Raw genomic sequence first — 24,217 nt, forward strand, 5'->3', positions numbered from 1 at the left:
TCCGTTATGTGCACCGCCATCATTTACAGAAATCCGGAACGAAAGATCTTCGGTTTAGGATTTAACAGAGACGAATCCGTAAAAAGAAAACCTTCTCTGGCCCCTACCAAAATCGGCAACGGTCCGACGTATGCGATCGCTCCCTTGGACGGAGATTACGGCGGAACTTGGATCGGTGCGAGTTCTACGGGTGAAATTTTTTGTCTTTTGAATTTCTACGAAGCGACGCTGAAGTTGTTGAGAAATCCCACAAGCCGCGGCTTACTCGTGCGATCCTGTTTGTTAAGCGAAGTCAAACCGGAGCTGTTGAAAGCGGACGAACTTTCGAACTTCTATCCTTTTAAACTCGTAAGAATCACTTTGGAAAAAACGGAAATCTTCGTCTGGGACGGAAACGAATTCTCCCGTAGCGCCGATACGAGCACATTTCAAATCTTAGGAAGTTCGTTTACGCAAGGACCGAAAGCGCAGGTTTCGAGGGAAGCCGTCTTTCGGGAAAACTACCTGCCGAAAATTCTTCCCAACGCGGAGGAATTCCTTGCCTTATCGAAAAATTTTCTGACTTCTCATCTGCCTGAAAAAGGAGCGCTTTCACCCTGCATGCACAGAAGGGACGCACATAGCGTGTCCAAAACGGAAATCGTATTTACGGAGAATAGGTTGACGCTCGCCTACCAGGAAGGCCAACCTTGCGAATCGCCGGAACCGAAGGTTTTCAATTTGACTTTGACGGATTTTTCGGTATTCGAATAGTATAACTTATGGCCGACACGAAGTCCTTATTCAACGACTCTTTCGAGTATAGAGATCCGTCTCTTCAAAAAAGAAAAAACGCGCGCGTAAAGATCACGTTGGATGCGGAGATGTCGATCAAAGGAAAACAGGAAAGACATCCGGTCACCATTCTCGATATCGGAACGGGTGGAGTCGCTCTGGATTCCAGGATGACGATGTTCGAGGGCGATCGCATTCATCTTCACGCAAGAATCAACGGCAAAGAATTGACCCTCGAAGCCGAAATCATCCGTTCTTCCGGTAAAAAGGCCAACAGCATCTTCGTCAACATCGCGGACGAACACAAAAACGAAATTCAGGAACTCATCCATAAGAAGTTTTTCGAAAAAGAAAAAAAACTGAATTAAGCGTTACTTCGTTTAACAAAATCCAATCCCGTTTCCGTTTTTCGATTGATCGCCGTTTAAAAGCGGTAAAGATCTTAGTCCATGTGCTCCTCTTCGAATTCAATCGCATACGAAAGTCTGTATGCGAGACTGTTCGCGCGCTTTTACGATCGGTTCATGAACAGAATCGAAACAAAGGTCTTATATCTCAAAAGAAAAGAACTGATCGCTCCTTTGCGCGGAAAAATTCTGGAAATCGGGAGCGGAACCGGAATCAATTTTCCGCTGTACGGAAGCGGCGCTGAAGTGACCGCAATCGAACCGTCCGGCGCAATGATGGAAAAAGCGAAGGAAAGAATGGCGAACTTGCTTCACCATTCTTCAATACATTCTAAAATTCGAATGGAGATCGGAGGTTTGGGAAACCCCGATACGGAGGCGCTCGTTCCGCCGAACAGCATGGACACGATCGTGTTTACGTTGGTTTTGTGTACGGTTCCGGATTTGGAATACGCGATTCGTTTTGCACGTTCCCGTTTGAAAAAAGGCGGAAAGATTCTTCTCTTGGAACACGTGCAAGCCCGATCGAAAGCAGGGAGAATTCTCCAGAACATCCTAAATCCGTTTTGGAAAAAATTCGCGCAAGGCTGCAACATCAACCGAAACCCGGCGGCCGTCTTGAAAGCGGAGGGATTTCGCCCGATCCAAGAGAGCCGTTTTCGGCATACGCTTCCGTTTTACCAAGCGATCTACGAGTTAGGTGAATGAGAGACCGGTTTCTATTCGCAAACGAGGGAACGAATCGTTCTTATCAAAAACGATACGATGAAGGTTTCTAAATTTATTCTTTTCCCTCATCGCCCGCAACGACCGAATATCTCGTAACACAGACAACCGGAATCAAAGGCAGAATACAAAATCCGGGCCGCATTACGACGTCGACGTTTCTCAAAACGGAAGATCCGGTTTGCGTTTCCATTTCCTTCAAATAAGAATGAACTCCCGATGCCGGAATAAAAAAGATTCCGAATCGAAATTTACCGGATTCGATGGAAGGTATTCTTCCTTCGGAAGAAAGATTCGATTGCGGTTTATCCAAAACGACGTAGGAAAGTCTGCGCGGCGGCGAACCGCCGCAGCTCAGCAAGATCTGAGTCGCAAACGTCAAAAAGGAAATCGCGAACAATCTCATTGGCCGTTCTCCTTTTGAATCGCAGCGCTGTCCAAGGCGAAACCCCGTATCGAAATACAATTGAATGGAACCAAAACACTCGCGGATTGAGTCACTTCCGCATCGAGAATCGTATCGTATTTCGTATCCTTGAGCGCATTTGCAAAGGCTTGCGCGAGACTGAATTTAAAACCGCAGTCTTCTCCCTTACGGATTTCGCCTTTGAGACCTTGGATTTCGGGAAGCTTTCTCCCATTCCAATCTCCTTGCGATAAAAGATACACTTTTTGAGAGCTGGAACAAGCGGTCACGGCCGCCGCCAACGTCGATAAAATTAAAAACGAAACCGGTTTCATGAAAGAAATGGCACGGACGAACGCATCAAATCCGTTTCTCCTTTTGAATTCTCCTAAGGAGGATAAATCGAAAGCCTTTTCGGTGGCAAACGGATTCCGGATAAAAGCAAAAATTCAAGCAAGAATATATTATTTTTTGAATATACTATAAAATCAATATACCACGTCCCGAAACAAAAAATCTCTCTCAAAAACCGTCCCGATTATAATTCCGAGAACGCACAAACCGACCTTCCGTAAACCTGCCTCAAAATTCTCTTTTCAATTTGTAAGATGACTTGCGGACATAATTTCAGAAAAGGAGAAGCCTCTCTTATTTCGAGGTTGGATTGAATTCTACCTTTGCGATTCCCGAAAATAAATGTATGAGGACGGCGTTTGGAATTTTGATCTGGTTCATTCTTGCATCGCCGTTTTCCGTATTTGCGGATTATGCAAGCAACGGCGCCACTCATCTGGTTCGTGTCGAACGCGGACTCAAAACGAACGAATTTCTCATCAAGGCTCTCAACAGTTCGATTTCCAACATCGGTTCCGATGCGGACAAAGCTCTTTATAAACGAGTCATTCAACATCACGTGGAAACCAATCAGCTTTATTTTCAATTCGATCTCGAAAAATCATACGCCGAACTCAAACGCACACAAGACCTGCTCGTGATTCTATATTCGAGTCTGATCGAAACGAGCAAAAAGACGATCCGAGGAGAATTGAATTCTCTCGGTTATCGCGCCATTCGAGGGACGACAGCCAGGCCGAAAAAACATCTCGAATTGGGTTACAGAGAATTAGCCGCAGCCGAGCAGAAAAAATTGATCGCCGACAATTCAAGACCGTATCTTCAGCCGATCAAGTTGGAACTGCTTTACGAATCTCTAAAATTGCTCAAACAATCCAGAAAGTATGTGGTTCTTCTTTCCATGGAATATCTTTCCGATTTTCCTCCCGATCCGGAAACTGAGGATTTTTTGGGAATCCTGAACGAGATCAATCGAGCGATGTTTTCCCGCAAAGATGAGTTCGCGAGAATTCATTTCGACAATCACTTTCACACCTATTCGGGCGAGAACCTCTACGACACATATTGGCAAGATCCTGCCTTGGAAGAATTGGAAAAACCTCTGGGAGAAGTCGACGCACCGTACGTACGCGCGAGAAGACAAGCGAAACGTTGATCCGGCGCAGGGATCGATGATAACTTGACTGAAGCGGAGAGCCCGGCGGGCGACTTCCGGAAATTTTGCTCTTGTCGAACGAATGGGCCCGAGCGCCCCGATCCTTTTTTCCGATCGTCGTTTCGAAATTCAGATGACAAGGAATTCTTCCCTAGATACAACCGACCTTTGTGTTAGAACTGAGTTGTCCCAACTGCGGAGCGCCCGTCCCATTTCAAAGCAAGGCTTCCATCTACGGAGTCTGTCCGAATTGCAAAACTCTGACCGTTCAAAAGAACCAGTCTCTGGAAAGTTTAGGCAAGGCCGGAGAATTGGTCCCGGATCTTTCCCCCATCCAAATCGGAACCTCCGGTAAAACCAAGGACGGGATTCAGTTTCAAGTTGTCGGAAGAATTCAACAGCAATACGCGCTCGGTACTTGGAACGAATGGCATGCGATTTCTCAGGATGGAAATTCGATTTGGCTCGCGGAAGCGCAGGGTCAATTCATGATTACGCAGTTGAAACCGACTTCTCAGAACGAAATTTTTCCGGAACACGATCCGATTCGGGATTTAGATTCGCCTCCGGACGTTTACTTTATCTCCTCTAAAACTTCCAAACAACTTTTGAGAGCCGGGGACACCCTCAAACTCGACAATGAACTCTGGATGATCCGCGAAATCGGCCTCGCGACCTGCGTGGGTGGAGAAGGAGAATTGCCTGTCGGGTTTCAAACCGGAACCACATCCGTTCTTTTAGATCTCGCCACCGATCAAGGCTGGTTTGCTACATTAGATTATTCTCATACGCCTCCCCTTTATTTCCGCGGAATGATGTACAGCTTCGATCAGATTCAGTTCATCAACCTGAGAGATCCGAAAGCGTTCCAAGGGTTTCAGAAAATTCAGGAAGCGAAGGCGATTCAGTGTATGGGTTGCGGCGCTTCTTTGAGCCAAAGAAGTCCGGATTTTTCCAAATCGGTCGCCTGCGAATATTGCGGAACCGTAATGGATACGAGCAAAGACGAACTGAAAATTCTTTCCAAGTTTCAGGAAGTGATCAAGGACAACGTTTATCTTCTTCCCGGAACAAAACTCACTCTCAAAGGAAAAGAATGCGAGGTGCTCGGCGTCGTCAAAAAATCCGTTCACGCAGACGGCGAAATTTTTCCTTGGACGGAATATCTACTTCATTATACCGGCGGGTATTATTGGCTGAACGAAACGAACGGACATTGGACCGTGTTCGAACCGGTTCCGTTTATTCCGAGAACGGTCATCGGTTCTTATCCTCCGAAAAAAAGCTTTCAAAAAGAAGAATATAAATTGTTCAACTCGTCCACAGCGGGAACGGATTTCGCGTTCGGAGAATTCTATTATAAGATTCACGCGGGCGACACGGCGGAACTTGCTGACTTTATCGCTCCGCCGAAAATGCTTTCCTCCGAAAAAACGCAGAACGAACTTTTCTGGTCGATCGGCGAATATGTTCCTGTGGACGAATTAAAAAAAGCCGTTCATGGAGATGTGAATCTTCCGGAACCGGAAGGAATCGGCGCCGCGCAACCGAACCCTTTTACGAAAATCAAAAAGCGAAACATAAAAATCGCAAGTTGGTTATCGGTCGTCATGTTGTTGGTTCAGATCGGTTTTTGTTGGAATGCTCAGGAAAAGGAAGTTTTTAAGAAAGACTTTGCTTATGTCCGCGATCCCGCTCCCGGCGGAACGACCGATTCTTCTTTCGTTACGGAGACGTTTCAACTGGGCGGCGGCGACAGACAGAACGTGCAGATTAAGATGGACGTTCCCGAACTTTCCAATCATTACATCTATTATTCTTTGGCGTTGATCAATACCAAAACGGACATCGCTTACGATACGGGCTTGGAAATCAGTTATTACCAAGGTTACGAAGACGGAGAAAGCTGGTCCGAAGGAGATAAGTCCGCGGACATCATCATCGGAGAAGTCCCCGCCGGAGAATACTATCTTCGCCTTGAATCGGAATCGGACTTTCCTCGAGGAAGCGGTGCGCATGTGACCTTAACGATCAAACGCGACGTCGATCAATCCGTGTATTACTTTCTGTTCCTGATCGCGATCTGGCTTCCGGTTCCGTATTCGCTATTCCGAAGTTTTTCTTTCGAGACCTCGCGAAACGAGAACAGCGATTTTGCTCCGTCGACTTCGAGTTCCGATTCGGACGACGACGATTCTTCGTATAGCGACGATTAGGGGAAAAATATAAAAGTCCGAAAGAATTCTATCCGATTTTATTAAGAGGCGACCATGAGCTACATTAAACAATTATTATATCCCGCGTATGTTCTCTGGCTTACGGGCTATCTTACGTATAACAATTTTTACGGAGGCGGTTCGAGCAACGTGGACGAAATAGAGAACGTTCCGAAAACCGTTCGAGAAAACCCCGGAGTTTACCGTTCTCACTACGCGAACTTCATGAGATATTCCGGAGGAAAGTAAAACCGTTTGCAGACCGCCCTTTATATTTCCGTTCTTATCATTTCTTCCTGCGGCCTCGTTTACGAACTTTTGGCCGGAACCATCGCCTCTTATCTTCTCGGAGAAACGGTCACACAATTTTCCCTTATCATAGGAACTTACCTCTTCTCGATGGGAGTCGGCTCCTGGTTGTCCAAATATGTGGAAAAAGATCTTATCCCCAAGTTTTTGGAAATTGAACTCGCGATCGGACTCGTTGGCGGTTTTAGTTCCGCCGTTTTGTATCTGAGCTTCGGTCAAATCCGTTACTTTCAGATCCCTTTGTTCTTGCTCGTGATTCTGATCGGGATCTTGGTCGGTCTTGAAATTCCCGTTCTATTACGAATCCTAAAAAAAGAACTTCAATTCAAGGAACTCGTATCACGTGTTCTGAGTTTGGATTACGTGGGCGCCTTGCTCGCTTCGATTTTATTTCCGATCTTTTTCGCTCCGAAACTCGGTCTGATCCGCACCGGGTTTCTATTCGGAATTTTGAATGCCGGAGTCGCGCTCTGGGGAACCTGGGCCTTACCGCTCAAACAATCCAGAATGATTCTTTTGCGCGCACAATCCGTTGTCGTATTAACGCTTTTGATCTTGGGATTTTCCTTTTCGGATTTGATTACCTATTACAGCGAAGAATCCTTATACACGGACGAGATCATTCTTTCTAAACAATCCCAATTCCAAAGAATCATCGTTACACGATGGAAAAACGAAATCCGTCTTTTTTTAAACGGACATCTTCAATTTTCGTCGCGGGACGAATATCGTTATCACGAAACCTTGGTTCACCCCGCGTTACTCGCTCATCCTTCTCCTAAACAGGTTTTGGTTCTCGGCGGAGGGGACGGTCTTGCCGTACGGGAAATTCTCAAACACAAAAGCGTGGAATCGGTTACGCTGGTCGATTTGGATCCTGCGGTCACGAATCTATTTACGGATCACGGAGTTCTCAAAGAACTCAACGACGAAAGTCTGAAAAATCCGAAAGTTCAAGTGATCAATACGGACGCGTTCGTATGGCTCGAGGAATCGGACAGAACTTTCGACGTCGTAATCATCGACTTTCCCGATCCGAGCAACTTTTCCCTGGGGAAACTTTATACGACCGCGTTCTTTCATGTGCTAAAACGAAGAATGAATTCGTCCTCCGTTTTGGAAATCCAATCCACGTCCCCGTTGTTTGCGCGTTCTTCGTATTGGTGTATCGAGAGAACGATCGCTTCGCTCGGGTATCGGACTCTTCCATTGCATGTGTACGTTCCTTCATTCGGAGAATGGGGATTCGTTTTGGCGGGTGAGCGACCGATCCGTTTTAGACCGGAATTTCCCGACCATCTCCGCTTTTTGAATCGGAAAGAACTCGAATCGATTCAGATTTTTCCGGAGGATATGTCCAGAATTCCGGTGGAGATCAATCGTTTGGACAATCAGGCTTTGGTTCGTTATTACGATCGGGAATGGAATCGGATTCTGGATTGAGGAATTTGTCGTAGTTCCGACAATTTTTCTGTGACACTTGCAAGGGCCCCCACCCTAATTGGGTGGAGGTGGTGGGCTTTGTGGGAAAACTCAGGAAATTTTTCTATATCAGAAAAGTTTCTTTTTTTCAAGAAAAATCCCGATCCTAAAATTTCTAGGAACTCCGACAAACAACTTCTCTCTAAATCGACAGAAATTTTGAAATAACGGAACTTGAATAGAAAATCGCTTTCTTACTTGCAAGAATCGTGAAATTCTTGAAAACCTTTTACCACTTGAGGAATCGAATGAAAAAAAGAATCGCCCTTCCGCAAATCGTATCGATCACCACGCTAACGATTTTCGTCGCCTTGTTTACGTTTTCTTTAAACGCCGGTCCGACCGCACCCGAAAGAAAGGTCGAAACGACGGTTCATGATTTTATGGAGGATTATGCCAAACCCGCCGTCAAAGCTGCGAAAAAAGGAAAACCGGAATACATCGAAAAGATACTAAACGAACTTCCGAATTTTGCGCTCGACGAACAGAAAGCGAAGTGGAACGAAATTTCTCAGGAAGCGTTAAAGTCGAAGGACTATGAGCAATCCTGCAAGTCTTGCCATAAGGAATTCAAAAAGGAATACAAGAAAACGTACCGCAAACGACCGATTCAAGTGTCCCCGGAATTGATCGCTTATTTGAAGGAACTGAAAAAATAACGATCAAACCTTTCCGGTCGCGAACGGATTTTATCCGGGTTTAATCACGTTAGCCGCCATTCGAAAAGTGGGAAGATCGACCGGTCTCGCCGGCTTCAACTTCCCGTTTTGGAAATTTCTTGATATGGGGGAGCTGTCGCTTCTCCGGTATCCTTCTCCGCTTTTCCGTTCAGATCCAAAATCAAAAGCGTAATATCGTCTTCGAACTGATCCCCTCGCCCGGACCAAGACCGCACCGTGTCGAAAACGATCTGATTCAAAACGCCGCCTCGGATTTCCGAATGAGATTTTAGAAGATCGTAAAATTTCTGATAACCGAACATCTGACCGAACTTGTTGCGCGCTTCCGTAACGCCGTCCGTAAAAAGAACGATACGATCTTCCTTTTTGATCGGAATGATGAGCTGACCGTTTTTCAAATTTCCGTCGAGTCCCATGATCCACCCGGGTAAAAAGATTTCTCTGAATTCTCCTTTGAAATGATTGAGAATCGCGATCGGTGGATGTCCCGCATTCGAATACGTTATGATACCTTTGCCTATATCTACGATCAAGTACGCCGCGGTGATGAAATGTTTTCCGTATTTTCCCATCAACGCCCGATTCACGTTTTTTAACAGATCCGCAGGTTCGACGGCCTTACGCACTTCGATCGAGAATGCGAGTTTGACCATGGATGCGATGATGGCCGCGGGAATCCCGTGTCCCGAAACGTCGCTGATAAAAACACCCAGCCTTCCGTCGCCGTAATCGTGAAAGTCGTAGAAGTCGCCGCCTACGGAACTTGCGCATTCCATCTTGACCGAGAGTTCGATTCCTTCGAGTTTCGGAAGTTTATCGGGGAGAATCGATTCCTGCAATTCTCTCGCGATTTTCAACTCCTGTTCAATTTCCGAAAGTTTAATCTGATTCTCGTACGCGTCGATGCTCGTCTGCAAACTTTCGGCTTGTAAGGATTTGAACCGATCCGCAAGCGCAAAGGACAACAACGTCATTTCCAACAAGGAACCGATCAAAGAACCCCAGTTTGTAAACAAATTGCTAGGCAGGATCGAAAGATTCCGCAAAACGGTAACGAGAATAAAAACGACCAACACGGACCAAGCCATCAAAAAGAAACGTGCCGGTCTATAACCTTGACGATACCGATCGATCCCCGCATAAATCACGACGACCGAGGCGAGAATCGGAAACAAGGTCAACGCTTGCATATTCCAAAAATAGAATATAGGAAAAAAGGAAAGCCCGACTCCCACGATTCCGGGTAACATAAAAAGGATCAGAATCCGATCCAAAACCTTCGTTTTCCGATCGGTGTGCAAAAACGATCTCGTAAATTGGAGCGAAAAAACGATCGCAAGATACGCGAACGGAACCAACCAATTGTTCCAAGTCTTTAAAGAATCCGTGAAGATATATTGATTCCCGACTCCGGTCACAGACAACTGCCACAACGCGAACGACAAAAGATAAAGAACGTAAAAAAGATAACCGGCTTCCTTGACCGTGTATAAAACGAATCCGTTGTATACGAGCATCACTAGAATCGCACCGAAAAATAATCCGAAGAGAATATTTTGGATTTGAACGTTTATGATAAACTCGTAAACGCTCCAAGCCTTGAAATTTAAGATCAAAGATCTTCGTGTCGCGATACGAACGAGATACTCGTCGGTGGCGGCGTTTTTGGAAACAAGACGATATACGGGATGAAAATAGCGGACGCTTTGTTCTTTCCGAACTTCTTCGTAACGAATCGGAAAGCCGGAAATTTTTCTGTAAACGGTAAACTCTTCCGCGGCCGGATTGGCGAGTTCCAAAAACCAAGGATGAGAACCGAACTCGTGATTTTTAAAACGTGTTTTAAAACGAACCCAAAACACGGATTGTGTAAACCCCTTGGAAAGACTGTTTTTTTCGAACTTAGTCCAACCCGGGTTGAAGTTGAGATTGGAAAAATCCTCGATGCGGAATTCGTTTTTAGGATCTTCTAAGATTTGAAGATTCTTTCCGAGATATTCCCCTTTCATTTCACCGGAAAGAGGGAATACGAATTCTTCCGTTAACGAGTTTGTCTTTAAGTAAGATTGTGTTTGAGTTTGAGAAAATACGTTAGCCGGAATCGCAAGCAGAGTTCCGAAACAAAACGAAATGAAGAAGAGAGATACGCGTCGCTTCAAAGTTTCACGCCCGCAAGTCCCAGAATAAACTGAAACTCCGCGGGAGAAACCGGTTGAATCGAAAGGCGAGATCCTTTCTGTAAAAGCACCATATTTTTAAGGGCTTTCTGTGTTTTCATTTCTTCCATCGTGACAGGTTTCGGGAACTTTTTTTTGAACTTTATATCTACCATATACCAAGTAGGATTCTCAGTCTTACTTTTCGGATCGAAGTATTTGTGAGAAGGATCAAAAGCGAAATGATCCGGATAACCGGGTTTTACTACTTCCGCAATTCCGACGATGGAAAGGGGGTTCGCCCTACTATGGTAAAAGAGAACTAAATCCCCTTTTTTAATACTGTCACGCAAGAAATTGCGGGCTTGATAATTTCTTACTCCTTCCCAAGGAGCGGTATGGGAAGGAGCGTTGTAGAGGTCGTCGATGGAGAAGACGTCCGGTTCTGTCTTAAACAGCCAGTGTTTCATTCCATTCCGGCGTTGTAAGCTGGATTCGTTTTAATGCCGTTTTGTTTTTTGGACTTAACGGTTTTTTCCGGCTTTTTTTTAGCACCTTCCTCGTTGGCCGGATGAACGATCGCCATCAGTTCTTCGTGAGAAATGGTTTCTTTAGCCAGAAGAGCCTTAGCAAGTCCTTCAAATTTAGAAGCGTTCTTACGAACGAGATCGCGTCCTTTGTTCAAACATGTCTGGATGATTTCACGAACTTCTTTGTCGATCATCGCCGCGAATTCTTCGGAGTAATATTTACTGCTGTGGCCCATATCTCTTCCGATGAACACGTTCGCCTGATCGCCGCTGTAATTCACGGTTCCTAGTTTTTCGGACATTCCCCACTCGCAGACCATTTTGCGTGCGATGTTCGACGCTTGTTGAATGTCGTTGCTAGAACCAGTGGAAGTCACGCCGAACTTGAATTCTTCCGCGATAAATCCTCCCATCGCCACCACGATTTGGTCGAGCCAATAGGTTTTAGGGAGAATGTGTTTGTCTTCTTTGGGAAGAGATTGTGTCAATCCGAGCGCGCGTCCTCTCGGAATGATCGTAACCTTGTGAACCGGTTCCGTATAAGGAAGAAGGGTTCCGAGAATCGCATGACCCGCTTCGTGATACGCGATGACTTCTTTTTCTTTTTCGGAAATGAAAAAGGATTTCCGTTCCGGTCCCATCATCACTTTGTCGCGCGCTTCTTCGAGTTCTTCCTGAGTGACACGTTTTTTATTCTTACGAGCCGCAAGCAACGCGCCTTCATTGATGAGGTTCGCGAGATCGGCTCCGGTAAAACCGGGGGTTCCTCTTGCAATCGAGTGAAGGGAAATATCGCTGGTCATCGGAACTTTGCGGGAATGAACTTTGAGAATTTCTTCTCTTCCTTTGATGTCCGGAAGATCGACCATTACTTGACGGTCAAAACGACCCGGTCTAAGCAAAGCGGGATCCAAAACGTCCGCACGGTTCGTAGCCGCCATTACGATCACACCTTCGTTCTTTTCAAAACCGTCCATCTCGACGAGCATTTGGTTGAGGGTTTGTTCTCTTTCGTCGTGGCCTCCGCCAAGTCCCGCCCCTCTCAGACGACCGACCGCATCGATCTCATCGATAAAGATGATACAAGGAGAATTCTTTTTTCCTTGGTCGAAGAGATCTCTCACTCTCGAAGCTCCGACCCCGACGAACATTTCCACGAAGTCCGATCCGGAAATGGAGAAGAAAGGAACTCCCGCTTCTCCCGCAACCGCTCTTGCAAGCAATGTTTTACCGGTTCCCGGAGGACCGACTAACAGAACACCGGTGGGGATTCTCGCACCGATCGCGTGAAACTTTTTAGGATCTTTGAGAAACTCTATGATTTCGACTAATTCTTCCTTTGCCTCTTCGCAGCCGGCGACGTCTTCAAAGGTGACTTTTACTTTCGGGTCCACGGTCATTTTCGCCTTCGACTTGCCGAAGGAGAAAGCTTTGTTTCCGGTGGATTGAATCTGCCTCATCATGATGAACCAGAAGAGACCGATCAGAATTACGATAAGAAGAATATTGCTTCCGATGACGCTCCAGAATTTTCCCTCTTCCGCGGAACGAGCGTCGAAGGACACGTTAGCTCTTCTTAAGGATGCGATAAGATCCTTATCCAAAGGTGCGACTGTGGTTCTGAATTTTACTGGCTTAGCTGTTTTGGATTCCGCGTATTCGGAAGGAATGTAAAAACCTTCGATGACGTCTTTCTCGATTTGGATCTTATTGTATTTATCGACGCTTCCTTTATACAATTTGCCGAGAGGTTTTTTACCTTCTACCGGCTCCAACATATTCAAAAAATCGGAATAGGAGATATCCTTTGTTGCGCCCGCGTTATTTTCGTAGTTGTAAGCGATGATCAAAACGACCATCATAATAATAAGGACAAAGAATACGTTTTTCAAGTTCTTGTTCATGGAGTTCTCCTGTAACTTAGACGCCTGTAAGAAACAATCAACAGGCAAGAGGTTCCTTCTGATAGGATTTCACGTTTCTTCAAAAAGGCAAGGAAGAATTGGCCGATAACGCTAAAAGGAAATCGGCGGGAAACGGAAATCGCGAAGATTTTTTACTTCAAAGATGATATTTTTCGATCACGTCGTCGATATCTCCGAGAGAAATCGAACGAATCGCGGCTTCCGCGTCGTTGATGATCTGGATCAGACTCAAGTTTTCCATCGGCTCGAAATCTTCTTTCAAAAAAGAATCGCGGGCCTTGAGATCGAATCCGTCGTTCCAAATTCCGATTCGAATGCGGATAAAATTCGGAGAACGAAGAGATTGAATGATGGACTTCACACCGGGATGATCCGTTTCCTGAGTTCCTTTATCGACTACGATTCTTCCGAGAGGGAGAGTCCAGTCTTCTTGAATGACAAGAATTTCTCCCACCTGGATTTTTAGAAACGAAGCGATGTAAAGAACGGACTCACCGGACAGATCGCTGAACGTCTGCGGTTTTAAGAGTACGACTTCTTCCCCCTCAAAATCACCGCGACCGATTAGAGATTTCTTCTTCTTGGTCTTGATTTCAACATTGATGTTATTCGCGATAACATCCAAAATTTTGAAACCGATGTTTGAGCGGTTATTGTTGTATCTGTCCCCTGGATTCCCGAGTCCGACGATCAGCTTCATGAATACCTATCTGTTTTTATCAGATTAGACCTGATTGAAGTTCCGTTTTATTTTTTTCCTTTCTTAGCTTTGTCGTCGCCGGCGGCGCCTTTAGCTTCCGCTCTTTCGGCGGCAAGGAGTGCTTTCGTTTTATTTACGGAAGTAACGATCGGATCTCCGTTGATCAAAATTTCCCAGCTTGCGGGAACTTTCAACTGGCTGATCTTAATCGCATCGCCCACATCGAGATCGGTAACGTCGATGGTAAGGTTTTCAACCAGATCTTCAGGGATCGTTTTAACGCGGATCTCGTGAATGATATGTTCGAATTGACCTCCGGTTTTGGAACCTTTCGCGACACCGGTAGTCTCGATGCCGATTTTGGTGATGATCTTTTGACCGGGAACGACTTTGTAGAAATCAACGTGACGGATTCTGTCGATTTCGGGAAATCTTTGGATTTCTTTTACGAATACTTTTTGCGTGCCTTGGCCTTCCACGTCGAGTTCGATCAGAGTGGACTGACGGATTCCGGAATGAACCATCTTTTCCAGTTCTTTCTCGTTCACCGCTCCGGACGTTGCAACTCCGGCTCCGATGATATTTACGGGAACCAAGCCCGAAGAACGAAGACGATTGTTTTCGTTTTTACCGGTTTCTGTTCTTTTTTTAACCGCGATTTTGTGAATTGTGCTCTGGCTCATTCTTATTACCTAACCTTAATCGAATAAAGTGCTGACTGATTGATTTGTATGAATCCTCTTGATCGCGTTCGCGAAAAGAGGAGCTACGGACAATGATTTCAATTTGTGAATCTTTTTAGATTCGGGAATCGCGATCGTGTTCGCAAGAACGACTTCCGTGAAGTTCGTCGCGTTGATCCGATCCACGGCCTCGCCGGATAGAACCCCGTGAGTGGCCGCACAATAAACCGACTTCGCTCCGTGTTTCAAAAGAGCGTCCGCGGCCTTGCAGATCGTTCCTGCGGTGTCGATCATATCGTCGAGAAGAATACAATTCTTCCCTTCGATCTCGCCGATCACGTTCATCACTTCGGAGACGTTCGCTTTCGGTCTACGTTTATCAATGATTGCTAATGAACCGTTCACTTTTTTGCCGAAGGCTCTCGCTCTTTCCGCGCCGCCCGAATCGGGAGAAACGATCACGAGGTCTTCGATATTTTTCGTATTGATGTAGTCCGCAAGAACCGGGGCAAAGTGAAGATTATCGACCGGAACACGGAAGAATCCTTGGATTTGATCCGCGTGCAAGTCCATGGTAAGAATGCGGTTGAGGCCAACGACTTCGAGGAGATCCGCAACGACTCTCGCGGAAATGGGAACGCGCGGTTCCACTTTTCTGTCCTGACGACCGTAGCCGTAATACGGGATCACGACGCTAATGCTGGAAACGGAAGCTCTGCGAAGCGCGTCCATAATCAGAATCAATTCCATCAAATGATCGTTCGCAGGAGCCGAAGTGGATTGAACGATGAAGACTTCCCTTCCTCGAACGTTGTCTTCCACCTTCACCGAAATTTCTCCGTCCGAGAACTTCTTCAGGTTAATCTTGCCGGGCTGAATGTTAAGATGAGTACAAATTTCTTCGGCGATTTGTTTATTGGAACTTCCGGCAAATACCGCGATGTCTCCGTTCATGGATGGACGGCCTCCCCTTTGATCATGGCGGAAAGCATCTGCAGGTCTTCGGGAGAATTCACCCCGTGACTTTCGAGATGATTTTTCAGTTTCATAGCGCCGAGTTTCTTTCCTGAGTTTCTGTATAATTTCACGAGATCGGGAAGATAATATTCTCCCTGAGCGTTCGAGTTTCCGATTTGTCTGAGAGAATCGAAAAGTCCGTCACCGTCGAACACATAGGTTCCGGTGTTGATTTCGTTGATGAGTTTTTCTTCCGCGTTGGAATCCTTTTCTTCCACGATAGCCGTAACATCACCGGAAGAATTGCGGATGATTCTTCCGTAACCGGTCGGCTTTTCTACGACTGCGGAAAGAATCGTTGCGGAGAATTCGTTTTGTTTGTGTTCTTTTACGATATTACCGAAGGTTTCAGCGGTGATCATAGGAACGTCGCCGCAGGCGACGATCACCGAACCTTGAAAGTCTTTGAGTTCCGATTCGGCACAAAGAAGAGCGTGTGCGGTCCCAAGTTGTTCGGTTTGTTCCGCAAAAGAAACTCCGGAAATTCCGGAACAGAGGGCTTGGACTAATTCTTTTTTGTAACCTACTACGACTACGATCCGTTCCACGCCGGATGCTTTCAGGTGATCGAGTACATAGAGAAGTAGCGGTTTGCCGTTCAGCTCTACCGCAACCTTAGGCTGATCCGTTTTCATACGGGTGCCCTTCCCTGCGGCTAATACCACAGCGACCTTATCCTGAGTAGGTTTCATCGTTAATAAATGTCAGTAATTCACTGGCTGGGCTGCTAGGATTCGAACCTAGGAAATGGCGATACCAAAAACCGCTGCCTTACCACTTGGCGACAGCCCAGTTTCTAAAAGTTGAATCGTACGAAAGTGAGATTTGGGAATTCCTGCCTCAGCCTGTGCAGCAGTTCTTCTTGGATCTCAAGGCCCTGGACCAGCCCGTACACACTCGAACCTGAACCGGTCAAAGAACAATAACTGGATCCAAACTCCAGGAATCTGTCCTTGAGAACTCCCAATTCCGGATGAAGTTGGAAGGCAACCGGCTCAAAATCATTCAAGAGCCTACCCTGCAGAGCGCTCCAATCTCCGTTTTTTAAGACAGAAATCAGATTTTCTGGCAGCGTATTCCCATCTTTCTGGGAGCCCCCCTCTTGTAAAGGTTTTTTCAATAAGGAGTACATTTCCGCCGTATTCATCACCTGCGGAGTTAAAGCGAGAATTCCCTGTCCCGGATGGACTTCGATTTCTTTCGAAATTTCGCCTCGACCGGTTACGAATGCGTGACCTTCTCCCAAAAAGAACGGAACATCGGAGCCGATTTCTGCCGCGAGATCGCGCATCTCATCCGAAGTAAAAAAAGAACGCCAGGAAAAAAGAAAGTTTAGAAGAGAAGCGGCGTTCGTGCTTCCTCCTCCAAGTCCTCCCGCGGGAGAAATCCGTTTTGTCAGATGAATTTTGACTCCCGGAAGTTCGGGAAAACGAGATCGCGCCTTTTCGTAGGTCTTATAAAGAATATTCTTTTTAAGATCGCCCTTTTCGGAAACCTGATCATATAGTTTCCGTTTCTCTAATATGATTTCGTTTTTGGAAACGAGCTCAAAAACTCCGCTATCCGCCGGTTCGATTTCGATATCGTCTCCCCAGGAGATTCGGAGAAACACGCTTCGGATTTCGTGAAACCCGTCCGGCCGTTTGAACGGGATTTCCAATCCGAGATTGATCTTAGCGGGGGAGAGCAAACGATTCTTCCTTAGTTTTCGTGAACGACTTCATTGTAGCTTAACGCAGAATGGATTCGATTTCACCTACGATTCTTTTTACGAGATGAGAAGGGCTTTTCAGAATTACGTTTTTTCCAAACGGGAGAATCGTCTCTAAAAACCAGGCTTCTTCGCGAATCTTCGCTTTTGACAAATGATAGACGACATTGTCGAAGGTTTTCGTTTCGGAAGTCCGTTCAAGACCGAGTTTGCGATTCAAGTTGTAAAACACTTCTTTCGTGTGCCAGATTTCAGCTACGCCGGAAGAATTCTCCTGTGATTTTCTAAATTCCTCGAATTCTAGGATATATGTCGACTTCTTTTGACCCGCGGGTTGCGTAATCGGATCGTTACCGATTTTTAAAGAGAGAATATGATCGAGCCGAAAGTTTCGAGCAGCTTTTCGTTCATGACAAAACCCTAATAAATAATCTTCTAATGAATGAAACAGAAACCAAGGATCCACTTTTCTCTGAGAGGATTTTTCTCCGCTTCTGGATTGGTATTCCAAGATGAGGCTTTTTCCTTGGCGAATCGCGTCTTGTATGTTCGTTTTATAAGCGGACAAGGCTTCTTGTCCGGCAACCGGTACGATCGAAACTATCTTTTGAAGAATCTTACGTGCGGTTGCGTTTGTGTTCGGATCTTGATTGGTTTCGGCGGCTTCTTCTAAAATTTTGCGAAGGGTGAGCCATTCTCGAATACTGAGACGCAAACTGGAATCAAAACGAAACGGAAGAATCAATCCGAAGGTATCCGTTTCCGAATCGTAATCGACCTGAATCAAATCCGCAACATGAGGAGTCGCGCCGAGAAAAAAAAGTTCTCCGAGCTGTTCCTTTAAATCTTTTTGATTGGTTACACCCGTCACACTGGAAAGTTCTTCCAGTGTCATTCGTTTCCCGTCCCTAAGATGACGAATCAGATTTAATTTGAAGTTCAATCGAACCGTGCTTGGATTCATGAAAACCTACTCCTCAAGAGTAAAAACGGCGCACATTCTGTAAACCGGAAATGCGGGATTCTTGCGAAACGATTTGTAATTGAAAAAAGGAAAATTTTAAGGATTTGGAATCCGTTTGCAAAAGAAGCTTCTCATTCTGTGTTCATGCAGCCAGAGTCAGAAAAGAAAATTGTTAGAAACATTCAGTACCCGCGGAAATTTTATTTGGAATTGATGGATTCCGCCGGAGTATTTATCGGCACACCCTTACGTTTAACGGGCAATCGAATCCTAATTTCGGTGAATCAAAAATTGAGCGCTAAGGAAGACGATTCGATTCAAGGTGCGATTTACGGCGTGAGAAGTCGAGAATCGTGTGTTTTTGTCGGGAGAATTGTTTCTCGTTGGGAAGAGAACCCTTCGGAACATGTTAACGATTACGATCATTTTTGCCGTTTGGAGATCGAAACGGAGGAATCTCTTCCGCCGGGAATTCGATTGGAAGAAGAATCGAATTCGTTTCGATGGGATCGATTCGTGTGAGCTAAAATGTGGATTGGTCGGTTAAAAACTTTTGGTACCACGGAAAACTCGTGTCATATATTGTCCGAATCGGGTTTGGCGAGAATTTTAGCTGTCTGCTGATTCGATTGTGAGCCAGGTCTAGGTGCCAGATATAACTGTAATATTCGTGAAATGTTGGAACTCCTGCGTTCACGGTTTCCACAATAGAATCGCCAACCCCGACCTCATCTAAGGCCAACAAAAAATTAAAAAGGTAACAACGCGAAACTCCATGCGCTTGTGCCAAAGCCCCTAAAATCGACCAATCTCCGCTACTCACCCTAAAATTGATTCGTTTCATCTTAGCCGGATCTTGATACAAAGCCGTTCCGGCTTTAGAATTGATGCGCTGCGTAGCCGAAATAAATTTTGCATATCTCCTCAATAGATAAGGAAGCTTCTTTGATAAACCCAATTGATTCTCCGTCGACAACTGATCGTAGTAATTTTCCGGAACGAGCAACGTCACAACCCTGCTCGTTTCTTCAACCAAAGGAGACTCGATTTTACGATCCGAATAAGAAAGTATCCATTCCATACCTTTCTCAGTTCACTCGAAACGATTCCGAGAAGCTCTATCTCATAAAAAAATCAGAAAGCTCAAAATAAAATTTTCCCCCTTTATCGATTCGATCACGGCTGCCGACGCAACATCTCAATAAGAAAAACGGAAAACGCAACGTGATTGACAATCCGATTCACGAAAAGATTCTTCCGAAGATGCGAAAACTTACCCTAATTCTCATTCTTTGCTTACCCGCTCTTTATTACTCCGGAACCGTACTCAGTTGGGAGAAAAAGAAGAAGCTCCCGATTACGGGAGACGAACCTCATTACTTAATGATCTCGGAAAGCCTTGCCGCAGATGGCGACCTCGATTTAAAAAATAACTACGACCAAGACGCTAAAACGAACAAAATTATCGGACCGGTCGATGTGGAAAACCATACCGTTTTTGTTCCTTCAAACACTGCAAACAACGGGAACAAAAAATTCTACAGCATTCATTCCATTGGAACGTCTTTGCTATCGTTCATCGGATATAAAACCTTCGGCATTTTAGGATCAAAGATTGCGCTAACTCTAATCGCAGGCATTCTTCCTTTTCTTTTTTATTCCATGGGAAGAAGCCTCCGTCTCTCGCAGACCAAGTCCGCCTTCACATCGATTGTTTACTCGGTCAGCCTCCCATTCCCAATGGTCGCGGGACAAATTTTCCCCGATCTTCCGAGCGGCATTCTATTGACATCCGCAATCGCGATCCTCATCTCATTCGAAACGAACAAAACATTCAAAAATAGGAATATTTTGCTTTTTATATACTCCGCCACCATCGGCCTGTCAATATGGATTCATCTCAAGAATCTGCCCGTCGCAATTCTTATTCTATCTTTGCCTTTTGTATCGAAAAAAGAATGGGACTCAAAAACCAAAACGATCCTTTTAGCGCCTGCGCTTGCTTCGCTAATCGGCCTCGTGATTTACAATTTTCATTTATTCGGATCCTTTATCGGTCCGTATTCACGCGCCGGTGAAAACATTCATAAAACCTTCGATCCTAACTTTTCCCATTGGGTCACAGTGTTTTCGGGACTTTGGATGGACCGCAACCAAGGCCTTTTCTTTCAAAATCCGTTGATTTGGATTCCGGGGTTGTTCGGTTGGATCGTTCTAATTAGGGATCAAAAGCTCCGTAAGGTCGGGATTCTCCTGGGGATCGTGATAATTCTTCAATTAGGAATCAATGCGGGGCATCCCTGTTCTTACGGATGTCTTTCCTTGCCGGGAAGATTTCAATGGAGTTCCGCTCCTTTGTTTTTTCTGCCGTTCATCGCAGGATGGAAGATTCTCAACGGAGCCTATCGAAAGATTTCCTGGGGAATTCTATTCGTCTTTGTCGCTTATCAAATTTGGATCGGCAAAACCTGGTTCGATCATACGGCTTCTCTCTATCATACGATGGAACCGGACCAGGCCCAAAGGCCCGGTTTTTTACCGGACTCGATTCTTCCGTATTTACCTTCTTGGACGAATATCGATGAATCCTGGAAATCCTCAATCCAATGGATTTGGATTCTGATTTTTCTCTCCCCGATTCCGATCTATTTTCTGTGGATTCGGAACAATCCAAAGATGCGAAACGGTCTGAATCCTTGATTGACAGAGAAACGAAATAAGAGTCAGTATTCTAAGAAAGGTATCTAAAGAATCGCCATGAAACGAATCCCAAACGCAGTCCCGAAACTCATTCTTTCTTTTGCGCTCGCCGTCCTACTTTCCTCCAAAATAGAAGCGCAGGACGCAACCCAGAACGTTAAGGAGAAGATGGTTTGTCAAAAGATCGAACTCATTGTGAACGGACAAACCTACGATGACGGACATAAATGCGTTTCTCCGGATGCGATCTGTTACCTCGTGGAAGGCCTTTCTTTGAGCTGTTTCCCGAACCCCAACCGAGAGCCCGCTTCGAACAAACCTAAGACGAACTGAAAGCAAAAGGCACCTCGAACTCGGCGGGTGCTATAATACGACCAAGGTCTGAAGGGACAAATCACGCGTCTTGTTCCAAGAGAAGAATCCCTTTCTTTTGAAATCCGCAATCGAATCACACGAACAACATCCAAACATTCGTACAATAAAAAAGGCGCCTCAAAGGACGCCCTTTTTATATTCAACCTAAGAAAAGCAGGTCGAATGAAGAAAGATTAAAGACTTCCGAGAACGGATTGATATCTTTGAGCTTCTTTTTCCAGTGCTTGAGCTTGTTTCAGATATTTTTGAGACTGAACGTTGCTTGCAAGAAATTTGCCGCCGGTGGATCTTTTTGCGAGTTCACGAAGTTCCTCGGCTCTGGTTGCTTTTTGTTGTGCAACGGCTTTCAGATAATTTCCAACCGCAGTTTTTTGTTCTTTTGTTACTGCGCTTTCAACAATCGCTTTTTCCAAAAGCTGATCTTCAACTTCTTCCGATACGGCAAACACGGAGCTTGTAGCCAAAAGGCCAAGAAGGGAAATTACAGAAATCAGTTTGTTTGTTTTCATGATTGAAACCTCAGATGAGTTTTTATTTTTTGAAGAACGAATCTTCTATACCAATTTGACCAAGCGTCCCGAAGAAATAAATCAAAAAAAATTTTAAGGCTCTTTTTCTTGAAATTTTCCTTAAAACACATTCAGAGATTAATGTTTTTTGAATATTCAATATTTATTAAACATTCGAACTTGCGAAGCGGCTCAAAAAGAATACGAACGCACGGCACTGAGCTTAGTAATTGCAATTTTGCTTATGGACTTGATCGCAACAAACACAAAACCCGAGAGCATGCTCAAAGGAAGCGCTGTTGTTTTGTTTGAGCACAACCTTCTTCAATTATTAGGCAGATATTCAAAAAATTTTTCGTAAACTTGGGGAAAATGTATTCACAGTAACGTTTTCCGGCCGTATTTTGAATAAAATTCAGTTAGATGTAGAGTCGTCGAACTTTGCCTATTTTTTAGACATTTAGTTTTTAAGAAATTTGAGAATAAAAGCAGCAGCCTCTATCAAAAATTAGAAAATCCACTCAATTTAGAATCAAATCACACAGGAATAACGCTATAAACCGACGAGCACGCAGAGAATCCGGCGAGTAAATATCCGTGAAATCTCCCCTCTCCAAAGAAGAATTGAAGGAGTTCCAACATTTGAATCCACAAAACGACATAATTCTCCTCACAACGAATTGTGAATTGTGTAATCTTCAAATCCCGGGAAACGTGGATTTGGAAAAAAACATGAAATACCTACATACAATGATACGCGTTTTGGATCTGGAAAAGGCTCTCGATTTCTTCTGCATGACGCTTGAACTGGTCGTTGTGCGCAAAAAAGAACATCCCGAAGGAAAATACACGCTCGTCTTTTTATCAACGGGCGAAGCCGATGCACCCGAAATCGAACTAACCTACAACTGGGGACAAAAAGATCCTTATACCGTAGGAAGAAATTTCGGACATTTGGCCTTTGAAGTGGACAATATTTACGAAACATGTTCGCGGATCGTATCCCGCGGAATTACGATCAACCGCCCTCCTCGCGACGGAAGAATGGCGTTCATCCGTTCTCCGGATCAAATTTCTGTCGAACTTCTTCAAAAAGGACACGCATTACCCCCCGAAGAACCTTGGGCTTCCATGCCCAATACGGGAGAATGGTGATTCCTCTTTAAAAACGATCTTTAGCAACGAAGAACCATCACCTTCGCGACCCATAAAAACGACCGGGAGAAGTCCGAGAATCGAGAATCGACTCGATCTCGATTCTCGGACTTACGGTTTCAAAATTTTCTTGACTTTACATAGTGCATATACACTATGTAAAAAGAATCACCAAGGAAGGGAAGAATCCAATGGAAGAAGAATTTCGCTTTGAATCCAGAATCCCGGTCCGTTTTAGCGATACCGACGTAAACGGACACGTAAACAACCAGAATTATAATTCGTATTGCGACGAAGCCAAAATGAAAGCCTTCGTAAGCTCGGGAGTAGATCTCGAAAAGATGAAACGGGAAGGAATCGGACCGATCGTTTACAAAGCCGAATACGAATATCTCGGCGATCTCAAATATCCCGATACGGTGATCGTAAGAACCAGGGTGGAATTTATTAAAAAGACAAGAGCCATTTTTCATCAGGAACTGGAACGGGAATCCGACGGAAAACTCGTGAGCCGAGTTCGTTCTTACGGAATGTGGATCAACTTTGAAACGAAAAAACCCGCGTTCTTACCGCCGGAAGTGATCGAGAGAATGGGAGAATTTAAAAATCATTTTTTGAAGAAAGAAGCGGCGCTCGTATAAACCGAAACCGCGAAAACTGCTTCTTGGAAACCTTACAATCGGAGTAATTCATGCTTCACTTGCCAACCGGATCCTTGCGAACTAGGATCCGGTTGTTTTTTTCTTACGGTATTTAAGATTGGTTATAGAGAAAACGATCGTGAAACTTTCCAACAAAGATCTGAGAATGATAGGACTTTCCTGCTTGAACGTAAGCTTACGAAGAACCACCCGCAAAATCACGTCCTATTACGATTTTATTCTAAAACCCGCGGGATTGCGCATCACTCAATTTACCATCTTAGTCAGCATCGCGTATGAACGGGAATGCAGTATCACGGACTTATCCAAAATCACGGACATTGATCGAACCACTCTTCAAAGAAGTTTGGAAATTTTAAAAAGGGACGAACTGATCCGAATCGATAAAAAAGAATCGGGAAACGTCCGCTCCGTATTTCTTACGAAAAAGGGAGAATCCAAAGTGGAAGAAGCGATCGAACTTTGGAAACAAGCGCAGGATTCGCTAACCGAATCTTTGGGAAAAGCCAAATTCAAGGAAACGCTTGCGATCCTCTCGGAAGTCAGAAAACTTCCGATTCTTCAATCCGATTTTGAAGAATGATCCCGAATGAGAAACGGAAAGCGTCTAAAAGATAAAC

At 45.0% G+C, this 24,217-nt stretch carries 27 protein-coding genes and 1 tRNA gene; 14 read left to right on the top strand and 14 right to left on the bottom strand.

Annotated elements, in window-relative coordinates; all coding sequences use genetic code 11:
• Positions 1–6: 6 nt before the first annotated feature.
• The 3 genes from LFX17_RS15930 (at position 7) to LFX17_RS15940 (ending at position 1,889) form a co-directional block, all read left to right on the top strand.
• Entirely contained in the window at positions 7–753 is a 747-nt protein-coding gene (locus tag LFX17_RS15930; RefSeq protein WP_238731091.1) for an NRDE family protein, read from the top strand.
• Between the two features lie 8 nt (positions 754–761).
• Positions 762–1,142, top strand: a complete 381-nt coding sequence (locus LFX17_RS15935; protein ID WP_238731092.1) for a PilZ domain-containing protein — start codon at positions 762–764, stop codon at positions 1,140–1,142.
• A 156-nt stretch (positions 1,143–1,298) separates the two neighbouring features.
• The gene (locus LFX17_RS15940; protein ID WP_238747305.1) at positions 1,299–1,889 is read left to right on the top strand and encodes a class I SAM-dependent methyltransferase; all 591 of its coding nucleotides are present in this window, start codon (positions 1,299–1,301) and stop codon (positions 1,887–1,889) included.
• Between the two features lie 73 nt (positions 1,890–1,962).
• Here the strand turns inward: LFX17_RS15940 and LFX17_RS15945 are convergent, their stop codons facing one another.
• Together LFX17_RS15945 and LFX17_RS15950 are read right to left on the bottom strand one after the other, a co-directional pair.
• Positions 1,963–2,313, bottom strand: a complete 351-nt coding sequence (locus LFX17_RS15945; protein ID WP_238731094.1) for an LIC10260 family lipoprotein — start codon at positions 2,311–2,313, stop codon at positions 1,963–1,965.
• Positions 2,310–2,648 carry a hypothetical protein gene (locus LFX17_RS15950; RefSeq protein WP_238747306.1) on the bottom strand — a complete coding sequence of 113 codons (339 nt, stop codon included), beginning with the start codon at positions 2,646–2,648 and terminating at the stop codon, positions 2,310–2,312. The genes LFX17_RS15945 and LFX17_RS15950 overlap by 4 nt, the downstream gene beginning before the upstream one ends.
• 365 nt (positions 2,649–3,013) lie before the next feature.
• Between LFX17_RS15950 and LFX17_RS15955 the strand changes: the two genes are divergently transcribed.
• From LFX17_RS15955 to LFX17_RS15975, 5 genes are all read left to right on the top strand, one after another.
• Positions 3,014–3,823, top strand: a complete 810-nt coding sequence (locus LFX17_RS15955) for an adhesin OmpL37 family surface protein (protein WP_238747307.1) — start codon at positions 3,014–3,016, stop codon at positions 3,821–3,823.
• A gap of 170 nt (positions 3,824–3,993) precedes the next feature.
• Positions 3,994–6,039: a DUF4178 domain-containing protein gene (locus LFX17_RS15960; protein WP_238747308.1), complete on the top strand. Its 2,046-nt coding sequence runs from the start codon at positions 3,994–3,996 to the stop codon at positions 6,037–6,039.
• A 54-nt stretch (positions 6,040–6,093) separates the two neighbouring features.
• Positions 6,094–6,288 carry a hypothetical protein gene (locus LFX17_RS15965; RefSeq protein WP_238731099.1) on the top strand — a complete coding sequence of 65 codons (195 nt, stop codon included), beginning with the start codon at positions 6,094–6,096 and terminating at the stop codon, positions 6,286–6,288.
• Between the two features lie 6 nt (positions 6,289–6,294).
• Positions 6,295–7,791, top strand: coding sequence for a polyamine aminopropyltransferase (locus LFX17_RS15970; RefSeq protein WP_238731100.1), 1,497 nt, complete (start codon positions 6,295–6,297; stop codon positions 7,789–7,791).
• Between the two features lie 287 nt (positions 7,792–8,078).
• Entirely contained in the window at positions 8,079–8,489 is a 411-nt protein-coding gene (locus LFX17_RS15975) for a hypothetical protein (RefSeq protein ID WP_238731101.1), read from the top strand.
• A 95-nt stretch (positions 8,490–8,584) separates the two neighbouring features.
• On the opposite strand, the gene LFX17_RS15980 is transcribed toward LFX17_RS15975, so the two are convergent.
• From LFX17_RS15980 to LFX17_RS16025, 10 genes are all read right to left on the bottom strand, one after another.
• A complete protein-coding gene (locus LFX17_RS15980) occupies positions 8,585–10,669 on the bottom strand; it encodes a 7TM diverse intracellular signaling domain-containing protein (protein WP_238731102.1) in 2,085 nt (694 codons plus the stop codon).
• Entirely contained in the window at positions 10,666–11,136 is a 471-nt protein-coding gene (locus LFX17_RS15985; protein WP_238747310.1) for an EVE domain-containing protein, read from the bottom strand. Before LFX17_RS15985 ends, LFX17_RS15980 begins: the two co-directional genes overlap by 4 nt.
• Positions 11,133–13,100, bottom strand: coding sequence for an ATP-dependent zinc metalloprotease FtsH (ftsH, locus tag LFX17_RS15990; protein ID WP_238731104.1), 1,968 nt, complete (start codon positions 13,098–13,100; stop codon positions 11,133–11,135). The genes LFX17_RS15985 and ftsH overlap by 4 nt, the downstream gene beginning before the upstream one ends.
• Positions 13,101–13,257: 157 nt before the next feature.
• Positions 13,258–13,821 (bottom strand): aminoacyl-tRNA hydrolase, encoded by a 564-nt coding sequence (pth, locus tag LFX17_RS15995; RefSeq protein ID WP_135574089.1) that lies wholly within the window; start codon positions 13,819–13,821, stop codon positions 13,258–13,260.
• Positions 13,822–13,868: 47 nt separating this feature from the next.
• Positions 13,869–14,504 carry a 50S ribosomal protein L25/general stress protein Ctc gene (locus LFX17_RS16000; RefSeq protein WP_238731106.1) on the bottom strand — a complete coding sequence of 212 codons (636 nt, stop codon included), beginning with the start codon at positions 14,502–14,504 and terminating at the stop codon, positions 13,869–13,871.
• 15 nt (positions 14,505–14,519) lie between these two features.
• The gene (locus tag LFX17_RS16005) at positions 14,520–15,458 is read right to left on the bottom strand and encodes a ribose-phosphate diphosphokinase (RefSeq protein WP_135574093.1); all 939 of its coding nucleotides are present in this window, start codon (positions 15,456–15,458) and stop codon (positions 14,520–14,522) included.
• The gene (locus LFX17_RS16010; RefSeq protein ID WP_238731107.1) at positions 15,455–16,213 is read right to left on the bottom strand and encodes a sugar phosphate nucleotidyltransferase; all 759 of its coding nucleotides are present in this window, start codon (positions 16,211–16,213) and stop codon (positions 15,455–15,457) included. The genes LFX17_RS16005 and LFX17_RS16010 overlap by 4 nt, the downstream gene beginning before the upstream one ends.
• A gap of 24 nt (positions 16,214–16,237) precedes the next feature.
• Positions 16,238–16,313, bottom strand: a tRNA-Gln gene (locus tag LFX17_RS16015).
• Between the two features lie 4 nt (positions 16,314–16,317).
• Positions 16,318–17,211 (bottom strand): 4-(cytidine 5'-diphospho)-2-C-methyl-D-erythritol kinase, encoded by an 894-nt coding sequence (locus LFX17_RS16020; protein WP_238731108.1) that lies wholly within the window; start codon positions 17,209–17,211, stop codon positions 16,318–16,320.
• Positions 17,212–17,251: 40 nt separating this feature from the next.
• On the bottom strand, positions 17,252–18,196 hold the full coding sequence (locus LFX17_RS16025) for a helix-turn-helix transcriptional regulator (RefSeq protein ID WP_238747311.1): 945 nt from the start codon (positions 18,194–18,196) through the stop codon (positions 17,252–17,254).
• Positions 18,197–18,400: 204 nt separating this feature from the next.
• Between LFX17_RS16025 and LFX17_RS16030 the strand changes: the two genes are divergently transcribed.
• Entirely contained in the window at positions 18,401–18,718 is a 318-nt protein-coding gene (locus tag LFX17_RS16030) for a hypothetical protein (protein WP_238747312.1), read from the top strand.
• 1 nt (position 18,719) lies between these two features.
• Here the strand turns inward: LFX17_RS16030 and LFX17_RS16035 are convergent, their stop codons facing one another.
• Positions 18,720–19,277, bottom strand: a complete 558-nt coding sequence (locus tag LFX17_RS16035) for a DUF1564 domain-containing protein (protein ID WP_238747313.1) — start codon at positions 19,275–19,277, stop codon at positions 18,720–18,722.
• A 182-nt stretch (positions 19,278–19,459) separates the two neighbouring features.
• On the opposite strand from LFX17_RS16035, the gene LFX17_RS16040 reads away from it, so the two are divergent.
• Positions 19,460–20,896, top strand: a complete 1,437-nt coding sequence (locus tag LFX17_RS16040; protein WP_238747821.1) for a hypothetical protein — start codon at positions 19,460–19,462, stop codon at positions 20,894–20,896.
• Between the two features lie 57 nt (positions 20,897–20,953).
• Positions 20,954–21,229 carry a hypothetical protein gene (locus LFX17_RS16045; RefSeq protein WP_238747314.1) on the top strand — a complete coding sequence of 92 codons (276 nt, stop codon included), beginning with the start codon at positions 20,954–20,956 and terminating at the stop codon, positions 21,227–21,229.
• Between the two features lie 215 nt (positions 21,230–21,444).
• Here LFX17_RS16045 and LFX17_RS16050 read toward each other — a convergent pair whose 3' ends face one another.
• The gene (locus tag LFX17_RS16050; protein WP_238747315.1) at positions 21,445–21,780 is read right to left on the bottom strand and encodes an LIC10421/LIC12816 family protein; all 336 of its coding nucleotides are present in this window, start codon (positions 21,778–21,780) and stop codon (positions 21,445–21,447) included.
• Positions 21,781–22,512: 732 nt separating this feature from the next.
• Here LFX17_RS16050 and LFX17_RS16055 point away from each other — a divergent pair.
• The 3 genes from LFX17_RS16055 to LFX17_RS16065 all read left to right on the top strand — a co-directional run bounded on the left by LFX17_RS16055 (position 22,513) and on the right by LFX17_RS16065 (position 24,180).
• Positions 22,513–22,935, top strand: coding sequence for a VOC family protein (locus tag LFX17_RS16055; RefSeq protein ID WP_238731114.1), 423 nt, complete (start codon positions 22,513–22,515; stop codon positions 22,933–22,935).
• A gap of 191 nt (positions 22,936–23,126) precedes the next feature.
• On the top strand, positions 23,127–23,576 hold the full coding sequence (locus LFX17_RS16060; RefSeq protein WP_238731115.1) for an acyl-CoA thioesterase: 450 nt from the start codon (positions 23,127–23,129) through the stop codon (positions 23,574–23,576).
• 139 nt (positions 23,577–23,715) lie between these two features.
• A complete protein-coding gene (locus LFX17_RS16065; RefSeq protein ID WP_238731116.1) occupies positions 23,716–24,180 on the top strand; it encodes a MarR family winged helix-turn-helix transcriptional regulator in 465 nt (154 codons plus the stop codon).
• Positions 24,181–24,217: the final 37 nt, after the last annotated feature.

It is taken from the genome of Leptospira sanjuanensis, from assembly GCF_022267375.1.
In the GTDB taxonomy this organism is placed as follows: Bacteria; Spirochaetota; Leptospiria; order Leptospirales; family Leptospiraceae; genus Leptospira; species Leptospira sanjuanensis.